Source organism: Flavobacterium sp. (assembly GCF_052437795.1).
In the GTDB taxonomy this organism is placed as follows: domain Bacteria; phylum Bacteroidota; class Bacteroidia; order Flavobacteriales; family Flavobacteriaceae; genus Flavobacterium.
On sequence record NZ_JBQVPA010000009.1, the window covers coordinates 44666 to 69830 of the forward strand.

The window sequence follows — 25165 nt, forward strand, 5'->3', positions numbered from 1 at the left end:
GTTAAATAAAGCTTCGGTATAATGTCCGGCGCAGTACCGCTTCAAGGACTAACAGCCCAAGCGCGGCCCACACAAAAATGCGGAATTTTTCCTCGTAATTAAAATATTTCAACTCAGGGATCTCACTGGTTTCCAATTTGTCGATCTCCTTATAGATCTCAGCCAGCCTGTTGTTGTCGGTCGCACGGAAATACCTGCCCCCCGTTTCTTTGGCAATGTCCTCCAGCAGCTGCTCGTCGATCTTCACGGGCGCCATTTTGTAGATGATCTCCCCGCTAAAAGGGTCAACCTGCCACGGAAATTCGGCATTGCCGTTAGTACCAATACCGATGGTGTACACTTTAAGCCCGTATTCTTTGGCGATGGAAGCGGCAGTTTTCGGTTCTATAGACCCGCCATTGTTCACACCATCCGTTAACAGGATAATGATGCGGCTCTTAGCTTTGCTCTCCTTTAGGCGGTTTACGGCGGTTGCCAGTCCGGTGCCTATGGCTGTACCGTCCTTTATCATTAGGTTGCCAAACTCTATCGACTCTATTGCCTGCTTTACCAACTGCTTGTCGCTGGTAACGGGTATTTTGGTATAGGCCTCGGCAGCATACAATACCAGCCCTATGCGGTCGTTTGTACGTGCCTCCACAAATTCGGCAGCGGTCTTTTTCAGGGCATCAAAGCGATTGGGCTTCAGGTCTTTTGCGAGCATACTGCTCGAAACATCGGCGGCAAGCACAATGTCGATCCCGTTTACCGATCCCGCCTTACTGCTCACATCGGCAGTGCGCGGACGGGCCAGCGCCACGATCATGCATGCCATCGCTAAAAGCCTGATGATGAACAATGCCGGCTTTAGTTTTGCCTTGAGCGACGGCGCGGCCTTAAAGCCCTGCACCGAACTGATGCGCAGTGTAGCCGACTGTTGCTTCCTTTTCAGGAAATGCCAGCCCGCAGCTAACGGAAGCAATAGCAGCAGCCAAAAAAACCCGGGATGTAGAAATGTTATCTCGCTCATGGTTGCTGTTGGTTATCCGATTGCTGGACGTCATCTTGCCCGTCACCCTGTTGGCCGTCAGGGCCTTGCTGCCCCTCCTCTTTTTCCTGGGTAAACTCTATGGATCTTTTGATGCGCTCTGTAATATCTTTGGCATAGCGGTCATTTTCTTCGTGGATGATGATCACCTGCTGAAGGCCCTGCTGCTGCTTGAAATACATTATCTCATACGCAGCCCTTTTCTTTTCCTTGGTAATAGGGTCCGGCAGGGTCATGGTTCCGTAAGCACGCAGGCCTTCCGTACCTTTTCCGGTCTTAAAGCCTTCCTGTTTTTGGAGGATGCCGGTCGCTCCCCTCGATTCCCAATCTTTCGCGGTAGCATCAAACAGTTTAAAGAGGTCAATGTCCACAGGCTGCTTGTACACGGTCGTCGCGACCCCAATATGGAAGTTATCAAACAATGAGCCATACTCGAACAGCTGCATTTCGCTGATGTTCTGCGCCGCTTCTTTCGAAATGTATTTGTACACTTCATTATTCCGCTTCAGTACCTTTGGCGTTTCAATGGTCACTGGCGGTATGCCATATTCACTCTTTACCCATTCCGCATCGAGCAGTTCTTTGGTAGGGTGGCCAATGATGTTATCCTTCAGGAAGTCGAACCCTCTGGTAATGCCAATGTAAATGGATATACCTATGATCAGTCCCACTATTCCGCCACTAATGGCAAGTACCCGCTGCCTCTTTTTCTTTTGCAATAGTATCTCTGCCTGTCTGGCTTTTTCTTCCTCCGATGGCTCTGTTGGCTCCACCTCAACAGGGAGGTTTTTGTCGATGACATTGATGGTATTCTCAATCCTGCTCCTGTCCTGCGTGATGATGTGGTCGGCCGCACGCGAAAGGGCAAATTTGGCCATGTCGGCATTGCGGAGCACTTTTTCCAGTTCTTCGTAAATCGACTCATCAATACGCATGTCCTTGCGGGCAATGGCTTCGCGCATGGCATCAATGAGTTCGGTCGTGGTGCTTTCCATCGCCGGGATGCGGATGGTCTCTTCCAGATAGGTACGGGCAATGTTCGCCAGTTCGCTGTAGTATTCCTTCACTTCGCCTTTCGACAGCAGGTCGGCCCTTTCGAGTCGGTTAAAGCTGATGCGCGCCTTTTCCTTTGGCGAAACATATTCCTGCTTTACCTCTTTTACGGGCTTGATCTTTTTGTAATAACGGAAAACTAAATAGCCAATGCCGCCCAAAACGACAATGCCACCCAGGATGTACAGCCATAGCCAGCTGCGCGATCCGGCCGCAATAACGGGCTTGATGTCGTACAGCTTCTGCTTCAGGGTGTCCACTACAATGTTGTTTACCTCAATGGTAAGCGGCGTGGTCTGGAACGTTTTGTTATTGATGATGACCGGTAATTTCGGGATCTCGTACCTCCCGGAATCGAACTGCGTTAATCCGTATTTTTTTACCAGCTCATACAGGCCATCCTTCTCTATGGTATCGGTCGGATAGGCTTCCAATACTTCCAGCTGCCCGAAATTCTTACCTGCCGGGAAGCTTACCTTCGCGCCTTTATTGGCCGTAGCCTTCAGCGTAAGGTTGAACTGCGACCCGATCCTTATCTTGGTCGAGTCGATACTGGCCTGAACGGCGGGCTGCTGCGCAAAAGCCGTAGTGGCTGCCAGCAGTAAAATGCCTATGTATATTTTTATTTTGTGTATTCCCATATCCTTTAACCCCTGCTTTTAAAATAACCCAGCAGTTTGGTCACATACGATCCCCCTACCTGTGCGCTCACCGTCCCGGCACCGCACCTGCTAAAGGTTTCCCTAAAATAGTGAACCCTTTCGGCATAATGTTTTTCATACTGCACCCGCACGGCTTTTGACCCGGTATCTACCGATACCACTTCGCCCGTTTCGGCATCCGCCATTTCCACAAAACCGATGTCGGGCATTTTTTCCTCGCGGATGTCATGAACCCTCACGCCTGTAATGTCGTGCTTTTTAGAAGCGATCTTCAGCGTATGCTCATATCCGGCATCCATAAAGTCGGATATCAGGAATACGATGGCCTTTTTCTTCTGCACGCCCGAGAGGAACTTCAGCGCCTGAGAAAGGTCGGTCTTTTGGCTCTCCGGCTTAAATTCGATCAGCTCGCGTATGATGCGCAGCACATGCGACTTCCCTTTTTTGGGCGGCACATACAGTTCTATTTTATCCGAAAAGAGTATCAGCCCTATTTTATCATTATTCTGCGTAGCCGAGAATGCCATGGTCGCGGCAATTTCCGTCACCAGGTCCCTCTTGAATTGGGTTTGTGACCCGAAGCTCTCCGACCCGCTCACATCCACCATCAGCATCATCGTCAGCTCGCGTTCCTCCTCAAAAACCTTTATGTAAGGCTCGTTATAGCGTGCGGTCACGTTCCAGTCGATAGCACGCACATCATCCCCAAACTGGTACTGGCGCACCTCGCTAAAGGTCATGCCCCGCCCCTTAAACGACGTGTGATATTCTCCCGAAAAGATGTGATCGCTCAGCCTCCGGGTCTTTATCTCTATTTTGCGGACTTTTTTTAATATCTCTTTTGTATCCATAGGTAGTCGTAAAGTCTAAAGTTTGTAAAGTCATAAAGTTGTGGCCGAGGCTTTTAGACCTTATGACATTTGACCTTATGACGGTCTATGGTACCTCAACCTCATTAATGATCTTATTGATGATGTCTATTGAGGTGATGTTCTCGGCTTCGGCCTCATAAGTGATGCCTATCCTGTGGCGCAATACGTCATATACTACAGCGCGAACATCTTCGGGGATCACGAAGCCACGTCGCTTGATGAACGCGTAGCACTTGGCAGCCACGGCAAGGTTGATGCTTCCCCTTGGCGAGGAACCAAAGCTGATCCAGGGCTTGATCTTTTCCAGCTTGTATTTTTCGGGGTAACGGGTAGCGAACACGATATCGAGTATGTATTTCTCGATCTTCTCGTCCATATATACTTCGCGAACTGTTTGCTGCGCGCGCAATATCTGCTCTATCGAAACCACCTGGTTCACTTTTTCAAATGCCCCTTTCAGGTTCTGGCGTATCACCAGGCGCTCTTCATCCATTTTAGGGTAATCGATAACGGCTTTGAGCATGAAACGGTCCACCTGCGCTTCCGGCAATGGGTAGGTCCCTTCCTGTTCCACCGGGTTTTGCGTGGCCATTACCAAAAATGGCTGCTGCAGCCTGAAGGTTTCTTCGCCAATGGTCACCTGTTTTTCCTGCATGGCCTCCAGCAGTGCGCTCTGTACTTTGGCAGGGGCACGGTTGATCTCGTCCGCAAGGACGAAGTTGGCGAATATCGGGCCCTTCTTTATGGTAAACTCGTTTTGCTTAATGTTGTAGATCATGGTTCCCACCACATCGGCAGGAAGCAGGTCGGGCGTGAACTGTATGCGGCTGAAGCTACCGTGTATTGCCTGCGAAAGCGTATTAATGGCAAGCGTTTTGGCAAGGCCGGGTACGCCTTCGAGCAATATGTGCCCCTGCCCGAGTAGCCCTATCAGCAAGCGTTCGATCATATATTTCTGGCCTACTATGACCTTGTTCATTTCCATTGTGAGCAGGTCGACAAAGGCACTTTCACGTTCTATTTTCTCGTTGATAGCCCTTATGTCTAAAGCTGCGTTATTTTCATCCATGTCCTGAAATTTTTTGGAGGTGTGAATTTAATGATGTAAAGCTAACGAAACAAATAGACTTTTAATATATTTTAGGTTTGTTAACGAGTTGTTAAACATTAACAGGAAAGTACACAGGCCATCCTATTGCCGATACTATTTTTCCTATTTTTATGGCTCTTTAAATAACATTCTATCCTGATGAGCGTAAACCTGTCCCCTATAATTGCGGGAACGATGAACTGGGGCGTGTGGCTGGCCAACTTCAACACTACCCAAATGATACAGCTGATGCACGAATGCATCGGTTATGGCATTACCACTTTTGACCATGCCGACATTTACGGAGGCTATACTACGGAAGCAGATTTTGGCAGGGCATTCGCCGAAAGCGGCATACCACGCGAAACCATACAGCTGATATCCAAATGTGGCATTCAGCACACATTGGGCGACCGTGAGAACAAGGTGAAGCATTATGACTATTCGAAGGATTACATTATTTGGAGTGCCGAGAATTCGCTGAAATTCCTGCGGACCGATCATCTTGACATACTTTTACTGCACCGCCCAAGCCCGCTCATGCAACCGGATGAAATAGCCGAAGCTGTGGAAAAGCTGAAACGCGAAGGCAAGATAAAAGAGTTCGGGGTGTCGAACTTTACCAGCAGCCAAACCGACCTCATCCGTTCGCGCACAGAGGTGTTCTGCAACCAGATCGAGTTTTCTGCCACGCATTTTGAACCGATGCTCGACGGCAGCCTGGATCAGATGCAGGTAAATGGGATAAAGCCGCTGGCCTGGAGCCCGATTGGTTCGGTATTCAAAGCGGAAACAGAGCGGTCGGAACGCCTGAAGCTGCTGCTTTTGGAACTGGTGGAAAAATATGAAGCTACCGCCGATGTGATCTTGCTGGCCTGGATCATGCAGCACCCGGCAGGAATAATTCCTGTTACTGGCTCTACTAATACTGACAGGTTAAAGCAACAAATGAAAGCTACGCAGTTGCAACTGGACCTAGAGGACTGGTTCGCGATATGGACGGAAAGTATGGGGACGAAGGTTCCGTAAGCCCTCTAAATCAGCCCCCTAACTCCCAAAGGGGGAATTTCGCAGGGATGAAATATCTGACGTTTGAGTGAAGCTCAATCTGACCCGAGGTCAACGCCCGAACTGGCGAAGCAAATCAAAAAATCTGAAATCTGAAATAACAATGAAGACAGCATTAATAACAGGGGCAACAAGCGGCATAGGCAGGGCGACGGCAAGGCTGATGGCCAAAAATCATTTCAGGATCATACTGTGCGGGCGAAGGGAAGACCGCCTGGCCGAATTGCAGGACGAGTTCTCGGCGCTGACGAAAGTGCATACGCTTAATTTCGATGTGCGCGACCGAAAAGACGTGGAAGCCGCCATAGCATCCATCCCAGATGACTTTGCAAATATCGATATCCTTATAAACAATGCCGGCAATGCCCACGGCCTCGACCCGATTGAGAACGGCGATGTGGACGACTGGGATGCCATGATCGACATCAACATTAAAGGGCTGCTGTATGTTTCTAAAGAAGTGATTCCCGGTATGGTGGAACGCAGGGCGGGGCATATCATTAATATTGGGTCAATTGCAGGGAAAGAAGTCTATCCTAATGGCAATGTATACGCTGCCACCAAACATGCGGTAGATGCCATCAACCAGGGAATGCGCATGGACCTTAACCAGTACGGCATCCGCGTAGGGGCGATAAACCCCGGAATGGTAAATACCGAATTCTCCGAAGTACGCTTTAAAGGGGATACGCAAAGGGCAGAAAACGTGTATAAAGGCATGGAACCGCTAAAAGCAGAAGATATTGCGGATATAATCCTCTTCGTTGTAACAAGGCCATATCATGTTAATATCGCGGACATGCTTGTTTTACCCACCGCACAAGCCAGTGCTACAATGGTTACCCGTAAAATCTGAGATCTACATTTTGAAATCTGAAATTTCATGATAAATAAACGCCTCCTTATAAAAAACCTGCTGGCCCACAACGATGAGAGCAGCTTTTATGATAAGAAGCGCCAGCTGAACCTGCATACCAAGGAGGGCAAAGGAAAATTCGTGAAGCACATCTGCGCACTGTCCAATTCCAATCCCTCGAACAACTCCTACATCGTTGTGGGGGTGGAAGATCAGGACAATGCCATAACGGGTACCGACTTCTACGACGATAGCCGTATCCAGAACCTGGTCAATGCCTATCTCGAAAACCCGCCGGCAATACAATATGAAAACGTACCATTCCCCAGCCTGGCGAAAGACAAGGTCGTAGGGCTGGTAACGATAAAACCCAAGCAGGATCCTAACACATCATATTTTAAAAAGGCAGTGTATACTATCCCGGCAGGGGCGGTGTTTGTGCGAAGGGGCAGTAATTCCATTCCGGCAGAAATGGAAAATGTGCATGATGAAAGCTTTGCCAATGCCGATGTGGTGGCCCAAATAGAGAATGGCTCTCGCAACAGCATCGAGCATACGCTGGAGGGCGTGATGGACTTCATTACTAATCGCCATAAGGACATGACCGCCAAATATAAAGTGTTCCAGGAGCTGTTCATCGTCTGCTGGGCAGGAAACAAAAAAGTAGTTAAGGGAAAAACGTATTTTTCGCGTGTGGACATTGAGCTTATTAACGAACAGGTCAAGTTGTTCTACTCGGCTTTAGATGAAGTAAGCATTGACTATACCGACGATACTTTTTCGATCACCGAATATGTGGCCCTCGGCCTGAACGACAAAACAAGCTATTACCCGCTGGAGGAAGTAAGCATCAATTTCAGGGAAAATGGGTATTATACCATAGATACCACGCTATTGTTCGACCCGCCGCAATACAACCGGAAGATGATGTTCCACATTTATAATTCGAATGTCGCGCTGCTGGCAAAGCTGGAGAAGGGTGTGCCACTATCGGGAAGTGAGCAGAAAGACCTTCGTAACCTGCCTTCGACCCTGATGATATGCCACCTGAACGGATTTACCGAGGCCAAGCGCAGGCTCGGGGAAGCCAAGCCACTCCTGAAAGCCTATCCCGACCAGGAAGTGTATGTGTCTTTTAAGGAAGCCATGCGGGTTTTACGTAAAATGAAATACGACAGCGTTAGCGACGAGGATACTACTCTTTAAGCACTTTACGGATCACTGTACCTTTAGCCGTAACAGCCTTTACGATATACAATCCCGCTGCCAGTCCGCTCATGTCAATAAATCCTTTCCCTGAATTAGTAATGCACTCCCGGCCATTGCTGTCAACCACATGCAGGGATAGCACCTCATCAGTTCCGGTAATGAAAAGGCGGTCTTTTACAGGATTGGGGTAAAATGAAAGGCTGCTTTTTATATTTACTTCCTGACTCCCCATAATTCCCTGTATACCCACATCATCCACAAGCCAACCATCACCATTATCGCCATTCATTACAAAGGCAATGTATGCCTGCATACCGCTATACATTGCCGGAATTGGTACTGTAACTGGCGTATATTGCAATTGTTCCGGATTAATTTGTAATTCTGTCCAATGTTGCAATTGAATATAGGATGCAGGGTCAGAGGGAGTATTGCCCAGGTGCAGCATCAGCCTGTAGGTTGTCCCCTGGTCACCTTCCTGCAAAAGCCTTGAGTAGAAAGTGAACTGGGCATTTTCCGGCACAATGAATTGAAGTGTCACCAGCCAGTCTTCCGATGTGCCTGTTGCAACATCTTCGGGTGCGAGATAGGCCGCACGGCTGCCTTCGTAAGGAGGCTCCTGAGTATTACCTGCCTCAGATATTCTCCACCAGGCCTGAGGACCGGCAATGTTTAACTGTGACCATCCCGGCGAAAGTTGGTCACCATTATTCTCAAAGCCCTGTGGAAACTGACCGTAGCCGGTTAGTGCGGACAATAGTGATAGCAGTAAGTAGTTATTTTTCATAGCGTTGGTTTTGCTCTAAAGTTAATATTTTTTAAATACACAAAATTTCAAACCTTTACTAGTGCGTAAAAGTTTAAATTTACAATTCAGTTTATTTATTTCTATGGGCAGGAATTTAGTTATTGGCGACGTTCACGGAAGCTATAAGGCAATAAGGCAAATTTTGGATAGGGCGAAAGTTACCAGTTCCGATCGCCTGATATTTCTGGGGGATTATGTGGATGGCTGGGGGCAGTCGCCCGAAGTGATCGACTACCTTATGCGGCTGAAGTCGGAACAGGACTGCATCTTCATACGTGGCAACCACGACGACCTGCTGATGCGATGGCTAAAAACGGGCGAATATAGCGAAGAGTGGTTTAGCCACGGCGGTCGCATGACCATGGATAGCTACAACAAGCTGGACAATGATAAAAAGCAGGTACACATCCTTTTTCTCGAAAGCCTTGCCGATTATTATCTCGATGATAACAACCGCCTTTTTGTGCATGCCGGATTTACCAACCTGAACGGGGTTAAGAATGAATATTTTTCGCGTATGTTCTATTGGGACAGGACACTTTGGGAAACAGCCTTGTGCCTGGATACAAATATAGGACATGACGACCCGCTGTACCCTAAGCGGTTTACGCATTACAAAGAGATCTTTATCGGCCATACGCCTGTAACCCGGATTGGGGAGACCGTGCCCGTACAAAAGGCCAATATTTGGAATGTAGATACCGGTGCGGCTTTTAAAGGCCCGCTGACCATACTGGATGCCGATACAAAAGAGTACTGGCAAAGCGACCCGGTACATGAACTGTATCCTGATGAAAAGGGGAGGAATTAGGCCGCCTGATCCCCCGGTAAATAAGGAACGCGAATTAAAATATAAACGCCAAAGGTTTGAAAACCTTTGGCGTTTGGAATATTTATGAAGCCTTTTTCTCTTTCTTTGCTTTGGCTTCCTTCTTTCTGGATCTTTTATCCAGGCGCTGCTTGTCTTTCACCCTTTTTATGTGGTCGTCCATGCTTTCCATGTAGTAGGTATTCATGGCAGCTTTCTTAGCATCGGTATAGCGATCGATCGCGGTACTGTACATTTCGTACTTTTCATACAAAGATCCCGATAAGCATCCGAGCATCGCCATATCCGCACCGGGTACAGTTTTCCCGAGCAATAATCTTCAGTGCCTCGTCTATCCTGTTAAGGTTGATGAGCATTTCGGCATATTGGTAATACGCCGGCAGGTAGCTGTTGTCAACGTACAGCGCCATCCTGTAATAATACTCGGCCTGCTTGTAGTCCTCGAGCTGCTCCTCATATATTTTACCCATCAGGAACTGCGCACCAGTATGTTCGCTGTCGGCAGCGATCACATAGTGCAGCTTTTCGATGCATTCATCCACATTGTAAGGGTAATTGTCCTTTGCCTGGATGTACATCACTTCGTAGGTAGAAATTCCCATGTTATTGATCTTTATTAATCTGCAAGGTCTTTGAGACCTTGCAGGTTGATTGATTTATAATTCGTTAAAAACACTTTCAAGGTTTTGAAAACCTTGCAGGTGCTACAGCTATCCCCTGTCCATCCTCACGATCTTAGGGAGGAAAGTACCTACCACATCCACCAGCTCTGTTTGGTGCGCCATGACTTTTTTGATGTCCTTATAGGCCATGGGGGCTTCGTCGAGGCCTGCGCCAAGAAGCGTTACACCATTATCTTTCAGCACTTTTTTGAGCTCGCTTTGAGTGATGGAACGCTTGGCCACAGTACGCGACATTTGCCTGCCTGCACCATGCGACGCCGAACTCAGCGACAGCGGGTTGCCCTTCCCCCGCACGATATAGCCCGGCGCGGTCATTGAACCCGGTATGATGCCCAGCACGTTCTTTTGTGCTGGTGTTGCCCCTTTGCGGTGCACGATAAGTTCCTGACCATCTACGATCTCCTTCCACGCAAAATTGTGGTGGTTCTCGATCATGGCCAGCGGCCTTTCGCCCAAAGCCTTTGCAATGCGCTTATGGATATCGTGGTGGCACGCCGATGCATAATCGCCGGCGAGGTTCATCGCGATCCAGTACTCCTGACCGTCGTGGGTATCAAGGTCCAGCCAGCCCAGGTGCCGCGCTTCTTTAGGCAACGGCGTTCGCTTCATGGCGAGCTCGGTATACTGCTTTGCCACATTGGCGCCAAGACCGCGTGACCCGCTGTGCGACAGCACCCCCACATACTGTCCAGGCGGTACATTGAACTCATTTTCCTCTCCCAATACTTCCACAATGCCGAACTCCACAAAGTGGTTGCCTCCACCGGAGCTACCCAATTGCTGGAATGCTTTGGTTTTGAGCTTTTTCAGTAGCGGAATTTCCCTGAACGCATCGCGCTCAAATATCTCGTGGTCATTGGGGCTTCGGTGGACTTCGCTAGGACCGAATTTTGTGTGCGTTTCGAGTATGCCTGCATACTTATCCTTATGCCCTTCAATGAACGATGGGCTGATGTCGAAAATACTCAGGCACATACGGCACCCTATGTCTACACCAACGCCGTAGGGTATCACGGCATTCTCTGTTGCCAGCACACCGCCAATAGGCAGCCCATAGCCCGAATGTCCATCCGGCATTAATGCACCGGCTTTCGAGATCGGGAGCTTTAGTGCTGTGAAGAGCTGCTCTTTGGCGCCTGCCTCAATTTCGTTCTCGCCAAATATGGTGAAGGGCGCACGTGTCGTGTTCAGCTGGCGTGCCTCTGTCTTGTTGGCTTCGAGCAGCGCTTCGGAAATTTTCCCGAACGTTCCGTCACCTTTGTATTTTGAAGGATCATCCAACACTTCCTTCAGCATCGCGAGCGCCCTGGGCTTCGTTTCCTTTTTAAAATGCTTCTGCATAATGTCGATAGCAATGCTGATAGACTTGTTTTGCGGATATCCTATTTCGATGAGGTCTTTGCCTCTTAGTTTTAATTTTGCCATAATTTTTTAAATTTTAATTAGTGAGTGCAGCAGCTATGATGTACTGCTGCACTTTGCCATTAAGATGATCATCTTTATTATAAAAAAGATAATTTATTTCCAGCTGTCGTCATCTGATGAGGAGGTGTAATGCTGCCTGTTATAGTAAACCGGCTCCTCATGTAGTGGCGGTGGCGGTGCTGCTGCACGCCCGGGTACCAAATGGCCTTCCTGGTACTGCAGCGGCTCCACGGGCTGTACAGGATCATCATATTCTTCATAACAGATCCGGTTTGCCAGGCCTTCAGCTTTAGCCCATTCCATTATTACGGCGAACGCTTCTTCCGAAGGCTCATCATTGAATTTCGCCTTAGCCTGTACTATTGCCATGGTTTCGATAGCTACTTCTATCGTTGCCAGGATGTCGCAGCCCTCTTCGCCGGGAATGTACTTCCGTAGTGAGAATATCGCAACGCTGCCAATGGTACAATCATAGGCATAGTCGGCTACGCAGTGCGACTGTTCCGCGCCTTCATCATACAATGCCTGTGATGTACCCAGCTGCATCATCCTAAAGATACCGCTTTCCTTTTCAACCTCATAGTCTTTAACAGTGCATAGCTCCCAGTCGCTGAACTGTTCCGCCGCCCGTCTTTTGGCAAGTTCGGCATGGTATTCAGCAGCCCTTTTAGCTATAGATACCCACGTCCGTCCCTTAAGATCGTACGCGTTATCAGCCACATACATGGCGTTCAGGTATTCCAGCACCCGTTGCAGCTCGTCAAAAGCTATGTGTTGTTCCACTTTAGATACGAATCGTATCACAGCAAGCGCGAATACCGGGTTTTGGAACCGTTCCAGCTCATGCGCCCATGCTACGGCTTCGGCCCTTGCAGGTGTTGCATGACAGCCTATGGCTTGTGCCCGCCGTATCGCCTGCACTATGGTAAAATGCTTTGGCGTGTTCCGGAACGCGTGCGCCATTTTTGCCGTAAAGCCATCAGGGATAATACCCTAAGACTGTACGCTGTCACCACGGCCCAGCTTTATGTAGCAATACATGTGTATCCGGTTCGTATCGGCAAAGGCATATTCCATAAACTCCGGCACATCATACTTTGCAAAGCAGTGCCGTATCACCGATGCCAATTGCCCTTCGGCAGTAAGGCTGTCCTTTTTCCATTCTTCAACAGGCCTTATCATTTTGTTCCCAAATGCAGCGATATTAGCCACGATATGTATAAAGGCCGGGTTACGCAGCACAGCGTAGCATTTTTTAGCGTAAAGGTGCAGCAGCAGCGTACGGAAGGCATCGCGCCTCCACTCATGTGCTCCCAGATCCGCTAAATAGAACCGAATGGCACATTCCAATGAGGTACCATTATAATTTGGGACCGGATTTTCGAGAAACAGCCTTTCCACCAGATCGGGAAAACTGTGCCTAACTGCTATCGGTATTGCTGTGCTTTGTGTTTCCATTGCCTTTTGTTTATAGCCTCACCCCCAGCCCCTCTACAAAGGAAAGGGGAACTCATGCCGGCTTACTCGTTCCTAAAATTTCATATATCTATAATAAAAAAGCCCGGATCATAATGGGACCGGGCTTTACCTACGAATAGGCAGTATTCCTCCTTTCACAAGGGAATGTGCGGTCCTGCGTGATGCGCCTGCCATAGGGCAGCCATCAGCGAATTGTCCTGTATGTCGTTTAAAATGTATTTGGTCATGTGCATAAAAAAACCCGGAGCCTTTAAGGGTCCGGGTTGCTATATTTTATATTCAGATACGTCTATCCAAAATTTCGGCACGCACAACCCGGGCCATAATGAGGGATGCTTCCCACATTTTTAAGCTCATATGTTGATAGTGTAAAACGCATTGTTGTGACTTTTAAATTTTGTTCTTGTTAATAATCGGGTGCAAATGTAGGGGAATTTCCTAATTATCAAAATTTCGGATGTAATTTGTATTTAGAATAATTAAGCCTCACCCCCTACCCCCTCTCCAAAAGAGAGGGGAAGCGGGACGTGCCGACAGGGAGATCTTAATTCCTGTCAACCTAATTCGTAGCGACGCCGGGATAGATATAAAACAGAAAGAAGGACCTCTTTTGAAATCCTTCTTTCATTGGGAAATAAACACTACTGATACGTTTTTTGATATTAGTAAGATGCAGGAAATATCTGATGGTTGCGTGGCCTCATCATTTTTACCAAATGGCAAATAATATAATACCAGCTCTAACTATCTTTATTGCATGGAACAACTTATCAATAAACTGCTGCAGTACGGCAGCCTTAATCCGCAACAGATAGCCCTCATAAAAGAGCGTGCCAAAGAACTGCACGTTAAAAAGGGCGATCACTTTCACGAGGCCGGGAAAATAGCAAAACAGGTGGGTTACCTGACGGATGGTGCGATCCGCTTGTGTTATTATGGAAAAAATGGCGAGGATTTTACACGTTATTTTATGGTAGAAGGTTCATTTGTGGTCGACATGGACAGCTTTTATAACGAGATCCCTTCAACTGCCTATACCGAAGCGGTTACTGACTGCCGCCTGATCATTTTTGAAAAAGCGGATTATCATTACCTTGCCGGCACTATCATTCCGTGGAATGAGATCTTTACTAAAATTGCGACCCAGGGACTTTCGTTCAAGGCTGCCGCAAGCGCAATGATGCTCACACAGGATGCCACCGAGCGTTACAAGGCATTCCTGACACGATATCCGGGCCTGGCCAACAGGATACCTTTATCCTCGCTGGCTTCGTATCTGGGGATAACACAATCGTCCCTAAGCCGGATACGGAAGAAATAGGCCTCACCCCCAACCCCTCTCCTAAGGAGAGGGGGGCACCTTCACTCGAATACGATCTGGGGTGGGTGGCAAACCATAAATCCAGATAAATGGGCTCTATGTGTTTTTTTTGCCAAATGGCAAAATTTGATCCATCAGGCTGCCTCAACTTTGTGCTGTAATTAAAAACAATATAAAATGAAAAAAACAGCATTGATCACTGGCGCTAATAAAAGCATCGGTTTTGAAACGGCAAGACAATTGCTCGCCGCAGGATATAAAGTATTCATTGGGAGCAGGGATGCCGTAAAAGGAGAAACAGCAGTAAACGAGCTAAAAGCGGCAGGGTTTGACGATGTTGAGGCAATAGTGCTAGAGGTTACCGATGCAGGATCCATCAGCTATGCGGCAGAAGAACTTTCAGGAAAAATTCCACACCTTGATGTCCTTGTCAATAATGCGGGGATCCCGGGGACTTACCCGCAGGACGGCAGCAATGTGACTCAGGAGAATCTGAAAGCCGTATTTGAAACTAACTTTTTTGCAGTGATAGCAGTGACACAGGCATTTTTGCCGTTATTAAGGAAGTCTGATGCGCCACGTATTGTAAATGTATCCAGTGATTTGGGTTCGCTGGGCTTTAACGCCGACCCGCAGTCACGCCATTATGAAGTTAAGCTTGCGGCATATAACTCTTCGAAGGCTGCGCTTAATATGTATAGCGTTGTACTGGCTTATGAACTGCGGGACACCTGCTTTAAGGTGAATAGTGTGAATCCCGGCTACACAGCTACAGATTTCAATAACCATACCGGCTATAAAACAGTTGAGGCCGCCGCCGCACCGATCGTGAAGTACGCTACCACTGGCGATGATGGCCCGACAGGTAAATTTTTCAGCGACTATGGCGATACGCCGTGGTAATTAATCCCGTGATATGAAATAAAAAAGTCCCATCTTAAAAGTTAAGACGGGACTTTCTGTATAAGTTGAATTTATAATTAGAGATCGAAACGGATACCTTGTGCCAATGGCAGCTGCGTACCGTAGTTGATCGTATTGGTCTGCCTCCTCATGTAAGCTTTCCAGGCATCAGATCCACTCTCGCGGCCACCGCCTGTTTCTTTTTCACCACCGAAAGCACCGCCGATCTCAGCACCCGAAGTACCGATGTTCACATTGGCGATACCACAATCCGAACCTGCCTGAGAAAGGAACAACTCCATCTCGCGCATATTGTTGGTGAATATCGACGAAGATAGCCCTTGCGGCACACCATTCTGCAATTCGATAGCCTGTTCGATCGTGCTGTACTTCATTATATAAAGTATCGGTGCGAAAGTCTCTTCCTGTACGATGTGGAAATGGTTCTCGGCCTCAATAATGCACGGCTTCACGTAGCAACCGCTTTCGTAGCCTTCGCCTTCCATCACACCGCCTTCAACAATGATCTTTCCGCCTTCCTGCTTCGCTTTTTCAATGGCGTTCAGGTAATCGTTCACCGCACCTTTATCGATAAGCGGGCCTACGTGATTATTGCTGTCAAGCGGATTGCCTATTTTCAGCTGGCCGTAAGCGCTTTTCAATACTTCAACCGTTTTGTCGTATACACTCTCATGAATGATCAGCCTGCGGGTAGACGTACACCTTTGTCCGGCAGTACCTACAGCACCGAATACTGCACCAACCAATACCATAGAGATATCGGCATGTTCTGATACTATGATGGCATTGTTTCCACCCAATTCAAGAATGGTGTTGCCAAAACGCTCAGCTACCGTTTTGGATACGTGGCGGCCTATCCTTGTTGACCCTGTAAAGGACACCAACGGAATGCGCTTGTCATTGTTTATAAGGTCGCCTGACTCATTACCTGTCACAAGGCAACTAACACCTTCCGGCACATTATTCCTTTCTAATACGTTCCTTATAATGTTTTGGCAGGCAATACCGCAAAGTGGCGTTTTCGAGCTTGGCTTCCAGATGCACACGTCGCCGCATATCCAGGCCAACATCGAGTTCCAGCTCCAAACCGCTACCGGGAAGTTGAACGCCGAAATGATGCCCACCACACCAAACGGGTGCCACTGCTCGTACATACGGTGCATTGGCCTTTCGCTGTGCATGGTCAGCCCGTACAGCTGGCGTGAAAGTCCCACTGCAAAATCGCAGATATCGATCATTTCCTGAACCTCACCAAGGCCTTCCTGAAGGCTCTTACCCATTTCATACGATACCAGTTGTCCCAATGCATCTTTATGCTTGCGAAGCTCATCGCCCATCTGGCGCACGATCTCGCCACGCTTAGGTGCCGGTACCAGCCTCCATGTTCTAAATGCTTCTTCGGCTTTGGCCATTGCCGCCTGATAATCGTCAGCAGTAGATGCCTGTACTTTCGCGATAAGTGTACCATCTACAGGCGAGTACGATTCTATTATTTTACCGTTGGCAAAGCTTTTGCTGCCGGTCGATGTTCCTTCGTTTATTTCTTTTATTCCCAATGAAGCCAGCGCTTCCTGTATACCGAACTGATCTGTAAGTGTTGCCATTGTAACTTTTTTGTAGTTTAATGTTATTTTGGGCAAAGATATATCTTTTTTGTGTTTCTGATAATTTGTTGGTGATTAAGTGAATGTTTGGTGATCATTATGCAAAGGATCCTATTTCGCGAATATGCACGAAAGAAGACGCAAAGACTCTAAAGGGATCTTGAAGGAATAAATTACCAGTACTTGGTTGGTTTTTTACCACAATGGTACAAAGAGAGAATGCACAGAATGCACAACGCCTTGTGAAATCTCTGTGCCTTTAGGATAAAATTTTATTCAGGTTAATTGCCAACCCCGGAACCCTGAACTAAACCGTATACCGCGGATCGGCTTCCATGACGTGGCCGCATTTACCGCAGGTTCGCAGTTCTTCAGAATTATAAAAATGTTTGAAGTGCGGCAGGAAATCTTTTTCGATATCCTTCAGTTCAAAATAAACCTCATACAGCTTGTGGTTGCAATTTTCGCAGAACCATAAAAGCCCATCGGTAAACCCTCTTCCGGCCCGCACCCTTTCTATGACCAGGCCTATTGACCCTTCGCTACGCACGGGTGAATGCGGCACTTTTCCAGGATGCAGGTACATATCTCCGGCATGCAGTTCCATTTCCTTACGTTCGCCTTCGTGCTGTACGATCACTTTGATGCTGCCTTCTAACTGGTAGAACAGTTCTTCAGTTTCGTTATAATGGAAGTCCTTACGTGCATTAGGCCCGGCCACGACCATTATTATATAATCATCGGCCAGCGGGTATATGTTCTTATTCCCTACAGGCGGCTGGAGCAGGTGGCGGTTATCATCGATCCATTTATTGAGATTGAAGGGTTTGAGCAGTGCCATAGATCTAAATTTTAAGTAGCACTAAGGTACGCAGATAATGGCTTAAAAGAATGATAAAAATCATGAGGAACGAAAAAGCCCTCACCCCCAACCCTCTCCCAAGGAGAGGCAGCCGGGACGTGCCTGCAAAACATGCTACTGCAATGAAAATTAGATCAGTTTATGAACCTGTCTATAGGGCTGTTGCTTCTTTTGCTTTGGGGAAATGCGCGATAGCATCGGGCGGGTAAACACCAAAAAAAACCGGCTCAATGGCCGGTTTAGTATCTTTATTTTATTTCTTTTATAAGGTAAAGGTATACCGGGAAGTGGTCGCTAAACCCTACTTCGCCGTTCGAGTTGCGCAGTGGATAGCCCTTATATTGTCCCGATGGCTGCATTAGGAACGTTTTATTGTAAACCCCTGCCTTCCAGAAACGGAATGATGAATAATCTTTTTTGATAAGCGGTTCAGTAACGATCATTTGGTCAAAAAGGTCCCACGCATCGCGGTAAGCCAGCGATCCGATACCCTTGGCCGACATGTCTTCCATTGGGTTATAAAGTCCGCCCGGCCTCACTTCATCCTTTTTGCCTTTGGCACCAAGCACTTTTTTAATGCTGTTGTTGTATGGGCCGTCATTAAGGTCGCCCATTGTGATCAGCTTCGTGTTGGGATTAATTTTGTATAGCGAGTCGATTATCTTTTTGTTAAGTGCTGCCGCAGCTTCGCGGTTGGGGGAACTTTTCTTTTCGCCACCAGAACGTGACGGCCAGTGGTTGATGATAAAGCTTACTTCTTCGCCGTCAAGCAATCCTGTTACAAGCAGCTGGTCGCGGGTATACAGCCTACCTGTATACTCGGCAGTTACTTTGGCATCGCCGCTTTCTTTCGTAGCGTCATTCTGCTCTACTTCGGCAATATAGCCATTCCTTATTATAAGCGGGATATTTTTGTAGCTCGTTGGCTTAAAATGCTTTTTGTTATAAAGGAATCCCACGTCGATACCCCTTTTGTCAGGCGAGTCGAAATGGATGATGCCATATCCTTTATTAATAAGCGCGGGCTCCTTGATCAGGTCTTCAAGCACACCACGGTTCTCTATTTCGCCCAGCCCTATGATGGTTGGCGACTCGGGGTTGTTCTCCTTGCTAACTCCGATCTCTGCCAGGACCCTCGAAAGGTTGGCAAGTTTCTTTTTATATTTCCTGGTGGTCCACTTCTGCCTTCCGTCCCTCAGCCACTCTTCATCGTTTATCGATGTATCGTTTATGGTATCAAAAAGATTTTCAACATTATAAAATGCAATGGTATGCACCTGCATACTATACTGCTTTTTTTCCTGCGCAGATACTGAAAATACGCCTGAGATCAACAGCACTAACCCTACTACTCTCTTTATCATATAATAACAAATATTAATTTAACGTCAAGTTTTATAACAAATCAGATGCCAAAAGTAAATAATATTTCCAAATGATGTACATTTGCGCCCGTTAAGAAATATTTAACTTGACGAACAAAGAGAACTAATTCAAATTAATTTATGAAAAAACTAGTAATCAGTCTTTTATTTGTAATGCAGGTTGTTTGCGCGTGGGCGCAGCAAACAGCATCAGTACAAGGTAAAGTAGTCGATTCTAAATCGCAGAAGCCTCTCGAAAACGTAGTGGCAACATTGCAGGGCAACAACCAGACAGCGCTCACTAATGCCGAAGGTATCTTCGTGTTCAAAAGTGTTGCCGAAGGCAAACAGGTTGTTACCGTTGGCTCTGTAGGTTTTGTATTGCAGACATTTACCCTTGAGGTAGTGGCAGGCCAGGCGCTTGACCTTGGTGTGGTATCGCTCGAAGAGGATATCACTACAGAGCAGCAGCTAAGCCTTATCACCATTACCGACAATGACCTTGGTGATGATAACAGCGGCTCGGAGAACACCGCGGGGCTACTTCAGGCTTCGAGGGATAACTTCCAGCAGGCAGCGGCATTCAACTGGGGCCAGGCACGTTTCAGGATAAGAGGCCTTGATAACGAATACGGCCTTACCATGATAAATGGTGTGGTTATGAACAAACTATACGACGGAAGGCCGCAATGGAGCAACTGGGGCGGGCTTAATGACGCTACGCGCAACCAGGAGTTCACAATGGGTTCTACCCCATCTGATTATACATTTGGTAATATATTAGGCACACAGGAGATCAACACCCGTGCCTCTGCATTCAGGCCGGGCGGAAGGATATCCTTCTCAGGTACCAACACCAACTACAACTGGAGGGCCATGGCTACCTATGCTTCGGGAATGAATGCAAATGGCTGGGCTTATGTAGTTTCGGCTTCAAGAAGGTGGGCACAGGAAGGTTACTTTGAAGGTACCGATTACGGTGCGAACTCATTCTTCATGGCTGTTGAAAAAAGGATCAACGACCAGCACAGCATCAACTTTACAGGTATCTACGCTCAAAACAGCCGTGGCAAAAACTCTCCCAACACTCAGGAGGTTACCGATATTGCCGGTGTAAAATACAATTCATACTGGGGTTACCAGGATGGTGAAAAAAGGAACTCACGCGACAAAGATGTTGAAGAGCCGATACTTATGCTAAGCCACTTCTGGAAAATAAACGAGAAGAATACGCTTAACACTAACGTAACATACCAATTTGGTAAAATAGGTAACAGCAGGCTGGATTACCAGAATGCACCTAACCCGGACCCTACGTACTACAGGAACCTTCCGAGCTTCTTTTCATCAACGTACGATCAGGACACAGGAGAATTCCTTGGCGACCAGGAGCCTTACATCACTAACGCTGCCAACGCTAACTTCTTGAACAAAAACAACAGGCAGATCAACTGGGATGCCATGTATTTTGCCAACCAGAACACCAGCAACGGCCGTAGTGCTTATGTGCTTTATGAGGACAGGACAGATGACAACACGTTCACTGCCAACTCTATCCTCCAATCACAGCTTTCAGACAATGTCACGCTTAACGCCGGTGCTACCTACAGGCACCTGAAGTCGCACAACTTCCAAAACCTGCTTGACCTTATGGGCGGCCAGTTCTTTGAAGATTTTGACAACTTCTATACAGGCGATTTCGCACAACCTGACCTTAATAACCCTAACAGGACCGTTGGCGAAGGCGATACTTATGGCTACAACTACAACCTGTTCGCCCATAATATCAATGCGTTCACCCAATTCAGGTTCTCATACAACAAGTTCGACTTTTACCTTGGCCAGGAGTTCTCACGCTCTGAGTATCAAAGGGAAGGGCTTTACAGGAACGGCCTTTATGCTAACAACTCTTTCGGCAAAAGCCAAAGGGCGATATTTGAGAACTACGGTTTCAAAGGCGGCCTGACGTATAAGATCGACGGAAGGAACATGATATCTGCGAATGCAGTGCGTATGACAAAGGCGCCAACACTTAGGAACACTTTCCCTAATGCAAGGCTTAATAACAACATCGTTAACGGTATCGAGAGCGAACTTATATCAAGCGCTGACCTTAGCTACATCATCAGGGCTCCCAAGCTTAAAGCAAGGATAACCGGTTTCTACTCAACTATCCAGAACGCTACAGAAACTTCGTTCTTCTTTGGTGAAGGTATCTTTGACGGTGATGATGCCGATGCTTTCGTAGCTGAGACGGTAACAGGTGTTGACAAAAGAATGATGGGTGGTGAGTTCGGTTTTGAATACCAGGTGACTTCTACCATCAAAGTATTAGGTTCTGCGGCATTCGGCCAGTACACTTATTCTAACAATCCTAACGTAAGCATCAACAACGACGCGCTTGCGGCAGTTGCAGGCGACGGCACCAACGTAAACCTTAACCCGAATACCAATGTTGACTTTGGCAAAGCGTACCTGAAAGACTACAAACTTTCCGGAACGCCACAACAAGCTTACTCTGTAGGTATTGAATACCGCGATCCTAAATTCTGGTGGGTAGGTGCTAACGCCAACTACCTTGCAAGCAACTATATGGACATATCTGCATTGCTAAGGACCGCTAACTTCTTTGAAGACCCGAACACAGGCGAGCAGATAGAAGATGCTACTTCAGCAAGGGCAAGGCAGCTTTTGAAGCAGGAGAAATTTGACAGTTTCGCACTATTCAACCTGAATGGCGGTAAGTCATGGAGAATAGATAACAAAACTATAGGTTTCTTTGCAAGTGTGAACAACATCCTGAACACTACCTACAAAACAGGTGGTTTTGAGCAGTCGCGCAACGCGAACTATACAGAGCTTAACCAGGACCTATCAAGCGGTACACCTGCATTTGGCCCTAAATATTTCTATGGTTACGGCAGGACTTACTTCGTGAACCTGTACATCAACTTTTAATTAAAAAAACTATGAAAAATATCAGTAAGATCTTATTCGGGACTTTAGTCGCAGTACTTGCTACCGGCTGTGTAAGCGATGATGATTACAAGATCCCGCCATTCAATGAAGTGATCTTCTCAGAAGGCTTTAGCGAAGCGATAGATAATACCCCACTTGATCTGGCAGGCTGGACAAATTTCGCTGCTCAGGGAAGCACACGCTGGACAGAGCAGGTTTTCAGCGGAAATGGATATGCTGAGTTCAGCACCTTCAACTCGGGCGATGCAATAAATGTAGGATGGCTGGTAACTCCGGCGATCAACATTGACGGAAGCTCTAAAACGCTGACCTTCCTTGCAGCGCAACACCATTTGGATTCTCCGGAAAATACACTGCAGGTTTATATCTCAACCGATTTTAACGGCACAGATGTTGCGGCAGCTACATGGAATGAACTTGATGCTACCCTTCCTACACAGGCTAATGACTGGTATGAATTCGTATCATCAGGCGAGATAGACCTTTCTGACTATTCAGGAAATGTTTATATAGCGTTCAAAGTTACCGGCTCTGGGACCAATACTACCCTTGACGGTGCTTACCAGATCGACAACGTAAAACTATACTAAAAAAAATTCTATGAAAACTTTTTCAAAATACCTGTTGTTAGGTGCGCTTTGTGCCGGTTTCCTTACCGGATGCGCCAATGACGATGATTATGATGCGCCGAACATGGGCTGCATCAACCCGGGGCTGACCGCCAACAAAACCGTAGAATCGCTTATCGCACAGGCTACTGAAACGCCAACGCTATACACGGCCGACGATATTATCGAGGCTTACATAACTTCGAGCGACGAAAGGGGCGCTTTCTTTAAAGTAGTGTCGCTTCAGACACTTCCACCGGCAAACTCAGGCATTCAGCCAGTAGCTTTCAGCATTGCCATTGACAGGCCGGGCCTGTTTACCGAAGGTTTTGTACCGGGAGTAAAAGTATCTGTAAAGCTTAAGGACCTGTATTACGCCATCGACTTCGAATCACTTGAAGTAGGTACTCTTTTCGAAGGGCAGGTAGGACGCATCTCTGAACAAACGTTCAAGAACCACGTATTCATCAACACTTGCGAAAAAGTTGAAGAAGCGCAGCTTGTAACAGTTATGACGATCGATGAGGCACTGAACGATGCCAACATCAACAGGCTTATCGAGCTTAAAGATGTTCAGTTCGTAGAAGCTTCATTTGACCAGCCGCTTTACAATGAAAATGCGTCAACCGCGGTTAATGGTGATAACCCTCAAACTATTGGCGGTGCTACCAACCACATACTTCAGGACATTACTGGCCACAAGATAGTATTCAGGACCAGCAGCTTTGCCAACTTTTCCGGCATGATGGTCCCTGAAGGCTCAGGAACTGTTAGGGGTGTATTGACTAAATTCCTTGACACGTACCAGTTCGTAGCACGTTACGAAACAGATCTGAAGCTTACAGGAGAAAGGTTCATACCTGCTGAATTGAGTGATTCTGCCCTTGGTGGAACAGATATCCAGTACCTTGGCTCGTTTTCAGAAAACTTTGAAAGCTATGCTGTAAATGAGGATGAATTCCCGAAATATGTAAATGACAACGCTGTAGGTACAAGGTATTGGCAGGTGAAATCATTCTCGAACAACAAATACATCGAAATGACTTCATTCAACGGTGCCAATAACCCGGGTGCTGAAGCTAAAACGTATTTATTCGTTCCTGTAAACCTAAGCGATGCCAATACGATAGCGTTTGACTATAAAGTACGCTTTATGGCAGGCCAGTCGCTAAAAGTATACATTGCGGAAGAAGGCGAGTACTCTCCGGGAATGGAGTTTGACGCTTCCATCTTCACAGACATAACATCACAGTTTGGCATCACTTACCCTGCATCAGGACAGTCTCAGGCCAATTTTGTGAATGCTCCTGCATACAGCATCCCTGCCGGACTAACAGGCAATGGCTTTATTGTGTTTGAGTATGCCGGAGGCGGAACGGTAACAACTACCATCCAACTGGACAATATTGCAGTAAACTAAGACAATTAATTTTATTTGATCTATAACGGGGCTCAATTGAGCCCCGTTTTTTTTTAAATTATCTACAGCGGTTAAAGCCGCATCAATCTGTCATTTTAATCCTTCTTGCCAGATCCTCCGGCACGCTGTAAATGTTTTCTACAGGCAGCATAGCCTTTGCCATTTCCACCCTGCCCGACCCAACCAGCTGATGCACTTCCCTGCAAAATGGCGTAATGTCATCGATCTGTACGATCCAGTCCTTCACATAGCGTTCAACGGCATTACCGGAGATCCCTTATTTGTATGGACCGATACGGTAGCGGCTACAGCAAAATGTCCTTTTCCGGGTCCCACTGTATCCTTACCGGCGAACCTGCCATTTTTGCCTTCCAGGATTCATGTGTGCCATGTGTTTTTGCATCATAATGCGAAAGGGACGAGTTCGCAAGGCACCATTCAAATCCTTCCTTTTTCATTTTTATGGCCATCACGCGCTCCTGGTTTTCCTTGGTAGCCCAACCACATCAATACATCATCCACAGGAATGAGGGCTTTATCCATGTCATACGGTCCATTTTAAATGGCGGGGCAAAGGTTTGATGTTTTACCGCGGCATCTGCTATAGCGCTGTTATATGCCTGGTATACGGTTATTGTAGCATCATCGTATGATGCCCTTATTTGTTGATTATTGTTATTTTCCATTATATGATATTTAAGCGACCTAAAACACGCCCTCCAGGCGTTATATTCCACAACACAGCAAAGAATGCGTCTTTTAGGCAAAAGCTCCTTATATCGAATAAAAAAGCCCTGCACGGATGTGCAGGGCTTTTGTTATGAGTTAAATCTTATTCAGATAGTTACTTCTTCACGATGATGAACTCTGAGCGGCGGTTCTGTGCGTGCTGCTCTTCGGTACATCCTGTGCCGCAATCAACCTTAGGCTGGCTCTCGCCAAATCCTTCGCCTGATACGCGTGCCTTGGCAATGCCTTTGGAGATAACGTACTGTACCGTTGACTTCGCCCTGCGGTTAGAC

General features: G+C 47.2%; 24 protein-coding genes and 1 pseudogene. 9 read left to right on the forward strand and 16 right to left on the reverse strand.

Translation table 11 applies throughout. The features are described 5' to 3' along the window. Nucleotide 1: 1 nt before the first annotated feature. From ACT6R0_RS18365 to ACT6R0_RS18380, 4 genes are all read right to left on the reverse strand, one after another. Nucleotides 2-1009: a vWA domain-containing protein gene (locus ACT6R0_RS18365; protein WP_444654916.1), complete on the reverse strand. Its 1008-nt coding sequence runs from the start codon at nucleotides 1007-1009 to the stop codon at nucleotides 2-4. After that, nucleotides 1006-2721 carry a BatD family protein gene (locus ACT6R0_RS18370; RefSeq protein WP_444654915.1) on the reverse strand — a complete coding sequence of 572 codons (1716 nt, stop codon included), beginning with the start codon at nucleotides 2719-2721 and terminating at the stop codon, nucleotides 1006-1008. Before ACT6R0_RS18370 ends, ACT6R0_RS18365 begins: the two co-directional genes overlap by 4 nt. 5 nt (nucleotides 2722-2726) lie before the next feature. Beyond that, on the reverse strand, nucleotides 2727-3593 hold the full coding sequence (locus ACT6R0_RS18375; protein WP_444654913.1) for a DUF58 domain-containing protein: 867 nt from the start codon (nucleotides 3591-3593) through the stop codon (nucleotides 2727-2729). 85 nt (nucleotides 3594-3678) lie between these two features. After that, entirely contained in the window at nucleotides 3679-4683 is a 1005-nt protein-coding gene (locus ACT6R0_RS18380; RefSeq protein WP_444654911.1) for an AAA family ATPase, read from the reverse strand. Nucleotides 4684-4860: 177 nt separating this feature from the next. Here ACT6R0_RS18380 and ACT6R0_RS18385 point away from each other — a divergent pair, with 177 nt between their 5' ends. The 3 genes from ACT6R0_RS18385 to ACT6R0_RS18395 all read left to right on the forward strand — a co-directional run bounded on the left by ACT6R0_RS18385 (nucleotide 4861) and on the right by ACT6R0_RS18395 (nucleotide 7834). Beyond that, nucleotides 4861-5733 carry an aldo/keto reductase gene (locus ACT6R0_RS18385; RefSeq protein ID WP_444655162.1) on the forward strand — a complete coding sequence of 291 codons (873 nt, stop codon included), beginning with the start codon at nucleotides 4861-4863 and terminating at the stop codon, nucleotides 5731-5733. Nucleotides 5734-5875: 142 nt separating this feature from the next. Continuing rightward, nucleotides 5876-6628 carry an SDR family NAD(P)-dependent oxidoreductase gene (locus ACT6R0_RS18390; protein ID WP_444654910.1) on the forward strand — a complete coding sequence of 251 codons (753 nt, stop codon included), beginning with the start codon at nucleotides 5876-5878 and terminating at the stop codon, nucleotides 6626-6628. Between the two features lie 27 nt (nucleotides 6629-6655). Beyond that, entirely contained in the window at nucleotides 6656-7834 is a 1179-nt protein-coding gene (locus ACT6R0_RS18395) for an ATP-binding protein (RefSeq protein ID WP_444654908.1), read from the forward strand. Here ACT6R0_RS18395 and ACT6R0_RS18400 read toward each other — a convergent pair. Then, complete coding sequence (locus ACT6R0_RS18400; RefSeq protein WP_444654907.1) at nucleotides 7824-8624, reverse strand: choice-of-anchor J domain-containing protein; 801 nt, start codon at nucleotides 8622-8624, stop codon at nucleotides 7824-7826. The genes ACT6R0_RS18395 and ACT6R0_RS18400 overlap by 11 nt on opposite strands. Nucleotides 8625-8727: 103 nt before the next feature. On the opposite strand from ACT6R0_RS18400, the gene ACT6R0_RS18405 reads away from it, so the two are divergent. Continuing rightward, complete coding sequence (locus ACT6R0_RS18405) at nucleotides 8728-9456, forward strand: metallophosphoesterase family protein (protein WP_444654905.1); 729 nt, start codon at nucleotides 8728-8730, stop codon at nucleotides 9454-9456. An 82-nt stretch (nucleotides 9457-9538) separates the two neighbouring features. Here the strand turns inward: ACT6R0_RS18405 and ACT6R0_RS18410 are convergent, their stop codons facing one another. From ACT6R0_RS18410 to ACT6R0_RS18430, 5 genes are all read right to left on the reverse strand, one after another. Next, the gene (locus ACT6R0_RS18410) at nucleotides 9539-9709 is read right to left on the reverse strand and encodes a hypothetical protein (RefSeq protein WP_444654903.1); all 171 of its coding nucleotides are present in this window, start codon (nucleotides 9707-9709) and stop codon (nucleotides 9539-9541) included. 10 nt (nucleotides 9710-9719) lie between these two features. Continuing rightward, nucleotides 9720-10076, reverse strand: a complete 357-nt coding sequence (locus ACT6R0_RS18415; RefSeq protein ID WP_444654901.1) for a hypothetical protein — start codon at nucleotides 10074-10076, stop codon at nucleotides 9720-9722. A gap of 108 nt (nucleotides 10077-10184) precedes the next feature. Continuing rightward, nucleotides 10185-11582: an RtcB family protein gene (locus ACT6R0_RS18420; RefSeq protein ID WP_444654899.1), complete on the reverse strand. Its 1398-nt coding sequence runs from the start codon at nucleotides 11580-11582 to the stop codon at nucleotides 10185-10187. Between the two features lie 93 nt (nucleotides 11583-11675). Next, nucleotides 11676-12545 carry a PcfJ domain-containing protein gene (locus ACT6R0_RS18425; protein WP_444654898.1) on the reverse strand — a complete coding sequence of 290 codons (870 nt, stop codon included), beginning with the start codon at nucleotides 12543-12545 and terminating at the stop codon, nucleotides 11676-11678. 30 nt (nucleotides 12546-12575) lie between these two features. After that, the gene (locus ACT6R0_RS18430; protein WP_444654896.1) at nucleotides 12576-13040 is read right to left on the reverse strand and encodes a hypothetical protein; all 465 of its coding nucleotides are present in this window, start codon (nucleotides 13038-13040) and stop codon (nucleotides 12576-12578) included. Between the two features lie 778 nt (nucleotides 13041-13818). Between ACT6R0_RS18430 and ACT6R0_RS18435 the strand changes: the two genes are divergently transcribed. Continuing rightward, nucleotides 13819-14382: a Crp/Fnr family transcriptional regulator gene (locus ACT6R0_RS18435; RefSeq protein ID WP_444654895.1), complete on the forward strand. Its 564-nt coding sequence runs from the start codon at nucleotides 13819-13821 to the stop codon at nucleotides 14380-14382. A gap of 177 nt (nucleotides 14383-14559) precedes the next feature. Beyond that, nucleotides 14560-15285, forward strand: coding sequence for an SDR family oxidoreductase (locus ACT6R0_RS18440; RefSeq protein WP_444654893.1), 726 nt, complete (start codon nucleotides 14560-14562; stop codon nucleotides 15283-15285). Nucleotides 15286-15362: 77 nt separating this feature from the next. Here ACT6R0_RS18440 and amaB read toward each other — a convergent pair whose 3' ends face one another. The 3 genes from amaB to ACT6R0_RS18455 all read right to left on the reverse strand — a co-directional run bounded on the left by amaB (nucleotide 15363) and on the right by ACT6R0_RS18455 (nucleotide 19136). Beyond that, entirely contained in the window at nucleotides 15363-16910 is a 1548-nt protein-coding gene (gene amaB, locus ACT6R0_RS18445) for an L-piperidine-6-carboxylate dehydrogenase (protein WP_444654892.1), read from the reverse strand. Between the two features lie 307 nt (nucleotides 16911-17217). Further along, a complete protein-coding gene (locus tag ACT6R0_RS18450) occupies nucleotides 17218-17751 on the reverse strand; it encodes a 3-hydroxyanthranilate 3,4-dioxygenase (RefSeq protein ID WP_444654891.1) in 534 nt (177 codons plus the stop codon). A 269-nt stretch (nucleotides 17752-18020) separates the two neighbouring features. Continuing rightward, a complete protein-coding gene (locus tag ACT6R0_RS18455) occupies nucleotides 18021-19136 on the reverse strand; it encodes an endonuclease/exonuclease/phosphatase family protein (protein ID WP_444654890.1) in 1116 nt (371 codons plus the stop codon). A 141-nt stretch (nucleotides 19137-19277) separates the two neighbouring features. Between ACT6R0_RS18455 and ACT6R0_RS18460 the strand changes: the two genes are divergently transcribed. Genes ACT6R0_RS18460 through ACT6R0_RS18470 form a run of 3 tightly spaced genes read left to right on the forward strand, consistent with a single transcriptional unit; the run spans nucleotide 19278 to nucleotide 24143 of the window. Beyond that, nucleotides 19278-22094 carry a carboxypeptidase regulatory-like domain-containing protein gene (locus ACT6R0_RS18460; protein WP_444654888.1) on the forward strand — a complete coding sequence of 939 codons (2817 nt, stop codon included), beginning with the start codon at nucleotides 19278-19280 and terminating at the stop codon, nucleotides 22092-22094. A gap of 11 nt (nucleotides 22095-22105) precedes the next feature. Next, a complete protein-coding gene (locus ACT6R0_RS18465; protein WP_444654887.1) occupies nucleotides 22106-22705 on the forward strand; it encodes a choice-of-anchor J domain-containing protein in 600 nt (199 codons plus the stop codon). Between the two features lie 10 nt (nucleotides 22706-22715). Then, nucleotides 22716-24143, forward strand: a complete 1428-nt coding sequence (locus tag ACT6R0_RS18470; RefSeq protein WP_444654886.1) for a DUF5689 domain-containing protein — start codon at nucleotides 22716-22718, stop codon at nucleotides 24141-24143. A gap of 82 nt (nucleotides 24144-24225) precedes the next feature. Here the strand turns inward: ACT6R0_RS18470 and ACT6R0_RS18475 are convergent, their stop codons facing one another. The 3 genes and pseudogenes from ACT6R0_RS18475 to ACT6R0_RS18485 all read right to left on the reverse strand — a co-directional run. Beyond that, nucleotides 24226-24390, reverse strand: coding sequence for a DUF4291 family protein (locus ACT6R0_RS18475; protein WP_444654884.1), 165 nt, complete (start codon nucleotides 24388-24390; stop codon nucleotides 24226-24228). Between the two features lie 58 nt (nucleotides 24391-24448). Next, nucleotides 24449-24829 (reverse strand): annotated as a pseudogene (locus tag ACT6R0_RS18480) (DUF4291 domain-containing protein). Nucleotides 24830-24987: 158 nt separating this feature from the next. Next, on the reverse strand, nucleotides 24988-25165 hold a 178-nt coding region (locus ACT6R0_RS18485), incomplete at its 5' end, for an OmpA family protein (RefSeq protein ID WP_444667437.1).

Bases quoted from the DNA above. Each gene is read 5' to 3' on its own strand.
- ACT6R0_RS18365 (WP_444654916.1), bottom strand. From the start codon at position 1,009: ATGAGCGAGATAACATTTCTACATCCCGGGTTTTTTTGGCTGCTGCTA.
- ACT6R0_RS18370 (WP_444654915.1), bottom strand. From the start codon at position 2,721: ATGGGAATACACAAAATAAAAATATACATAGGCATTTTACTGCTGGCA.
- ACT6R0_RS18375 (WP_444654913.1), bottom strand. From the start codon at position 3,593: ATGGATACAAAAGAGATATTAAAAAAAGTCCGCAAAATAGAGATAAAG.
- ACT6R0_RS18380 (WP_444654911.1), bottom strand. From the start codon at position 4,683: ATGGATGAAAATAACGCAGCTTTAGACATAAGGGCTATCAACGAGAAA.
- ACT6R0_RS18390 (WP_444654910.1), top strand. From the start codon at position 5,876: ATGAAGACAGCATTAATAACAGGGGCAACAAGCGGCATAGGCAGGGCG.
- ACT6R0_RS18395 (WP_444654908.1), top strand. From the start codon at position 6,656: ATGATAAATAAACGCCTCCTTATAAAAAACCTGCTGGCCCACAACGAT.
- ACT6R0_RS18400 (WP_444654907.1), bottom strand. From the start codon at position 8,624: ATGAAAAATAACTACTTACTGCTATCACTATTGTCCGCACTAACCGGC.
- ACT6R0_RS18405 (WP_444654905.1), top strand. From the start codon at position 8,728: ATGGGCAGGAATTTAGTTATTGGCGACGTTCACGGAAGCTATAAGGCA.
- ACT6R0_RS18410 (WP_444654903.1), bottom strand. From the start codon at position 9,709: ATGTACAGTACCGCGATCGATCGCTATACCGATGCTAAGAAAGCTGCC.
- ACT6R0_RS18415 (WP_444654901.1), bottom strand. From the start codon at position 10,076: ATGGGAATTTCTACCTACGAAGTGATGTACATCCAGGCAAAGGACAAT.
- ACT6R0_RS18420 (WP_444654899.1), bottom strand. From the start codon at position 11,582: ATGGCAAAATTAAAACTAAGAGGCAAAGACCTCATCGAAATAGGATAT.
- ACT6R0_RS18425 (WP_444654898.1), bottom strand. From the start codon at position 12,545: ATGGCGCACGCGTTCCGGAACACGCCAAAGCATTTTACCATAGTGCAG.
- ACT6R0_RS18430 (WP_444654896.1), bottom strand. From the start codon at position 13,040: ATGGAAACACAAAGCACAGCAATACCGATAGCAGTTAGGCACAGTTTT.
- ACT6R0_RS18435 (WP_444654895.1), top strand. From the start codon at position 13,819: ATGGAACAACTTATCAATAAACTGCTGCAGTACGGCAGCCTTAATCCG.
- ACT6R0_RS18440 (WP_444654893.1), top strand. From the start codon at position 14,560: ATGAAAAAAACAGCATTGATCACTGGCGCTAATAAAAGCATCGGTTTT.
- amaB (WP_444654892.1), bottom strand. From the start codon at position 16,910: ATGGCAACACTTACAGATCAGTTCGGTATACAGGAAGCGCTGGCTTCA.
- ACT6R0_RS18450 (WP_444654891.1), bottom strand. From the start codon at position 17,751: ATGGCACTGCTCAAACCCTTCAATCTCAATAAATGGATCGATGATAAC.
- ACT6R0_RS18455 (WP_444654890.1), bottom strand. From the start codon at position 19,136: ATGATAAAGAGAGTAGTAGGGTTAGTGCTGTTGATCTCAGGCGTATTT.
- ACT6R0_RS18460 (WP_444654888.1), top strand. From the start codon at position 19,278: ATGAAAAAACTAGTAATCAGTCTTTTATTTGTAATGCAGGTTGTTTGC.
- ACT6R0_RS18465 (WP_444654887.1), top strand. From the start codon at position 22,106: ATGAAAAATATCAGTAAGATCTTATTCGGGACTTTAGTCGCAGTACTT.
- ACT6R0_RS18470 (WP_444654886.1), top strand. From the start codon at position 22,716: ATGAAAACTTTTTCAAAATACCTGTTGTTAGGTGCGCTTTGTGCCGGT.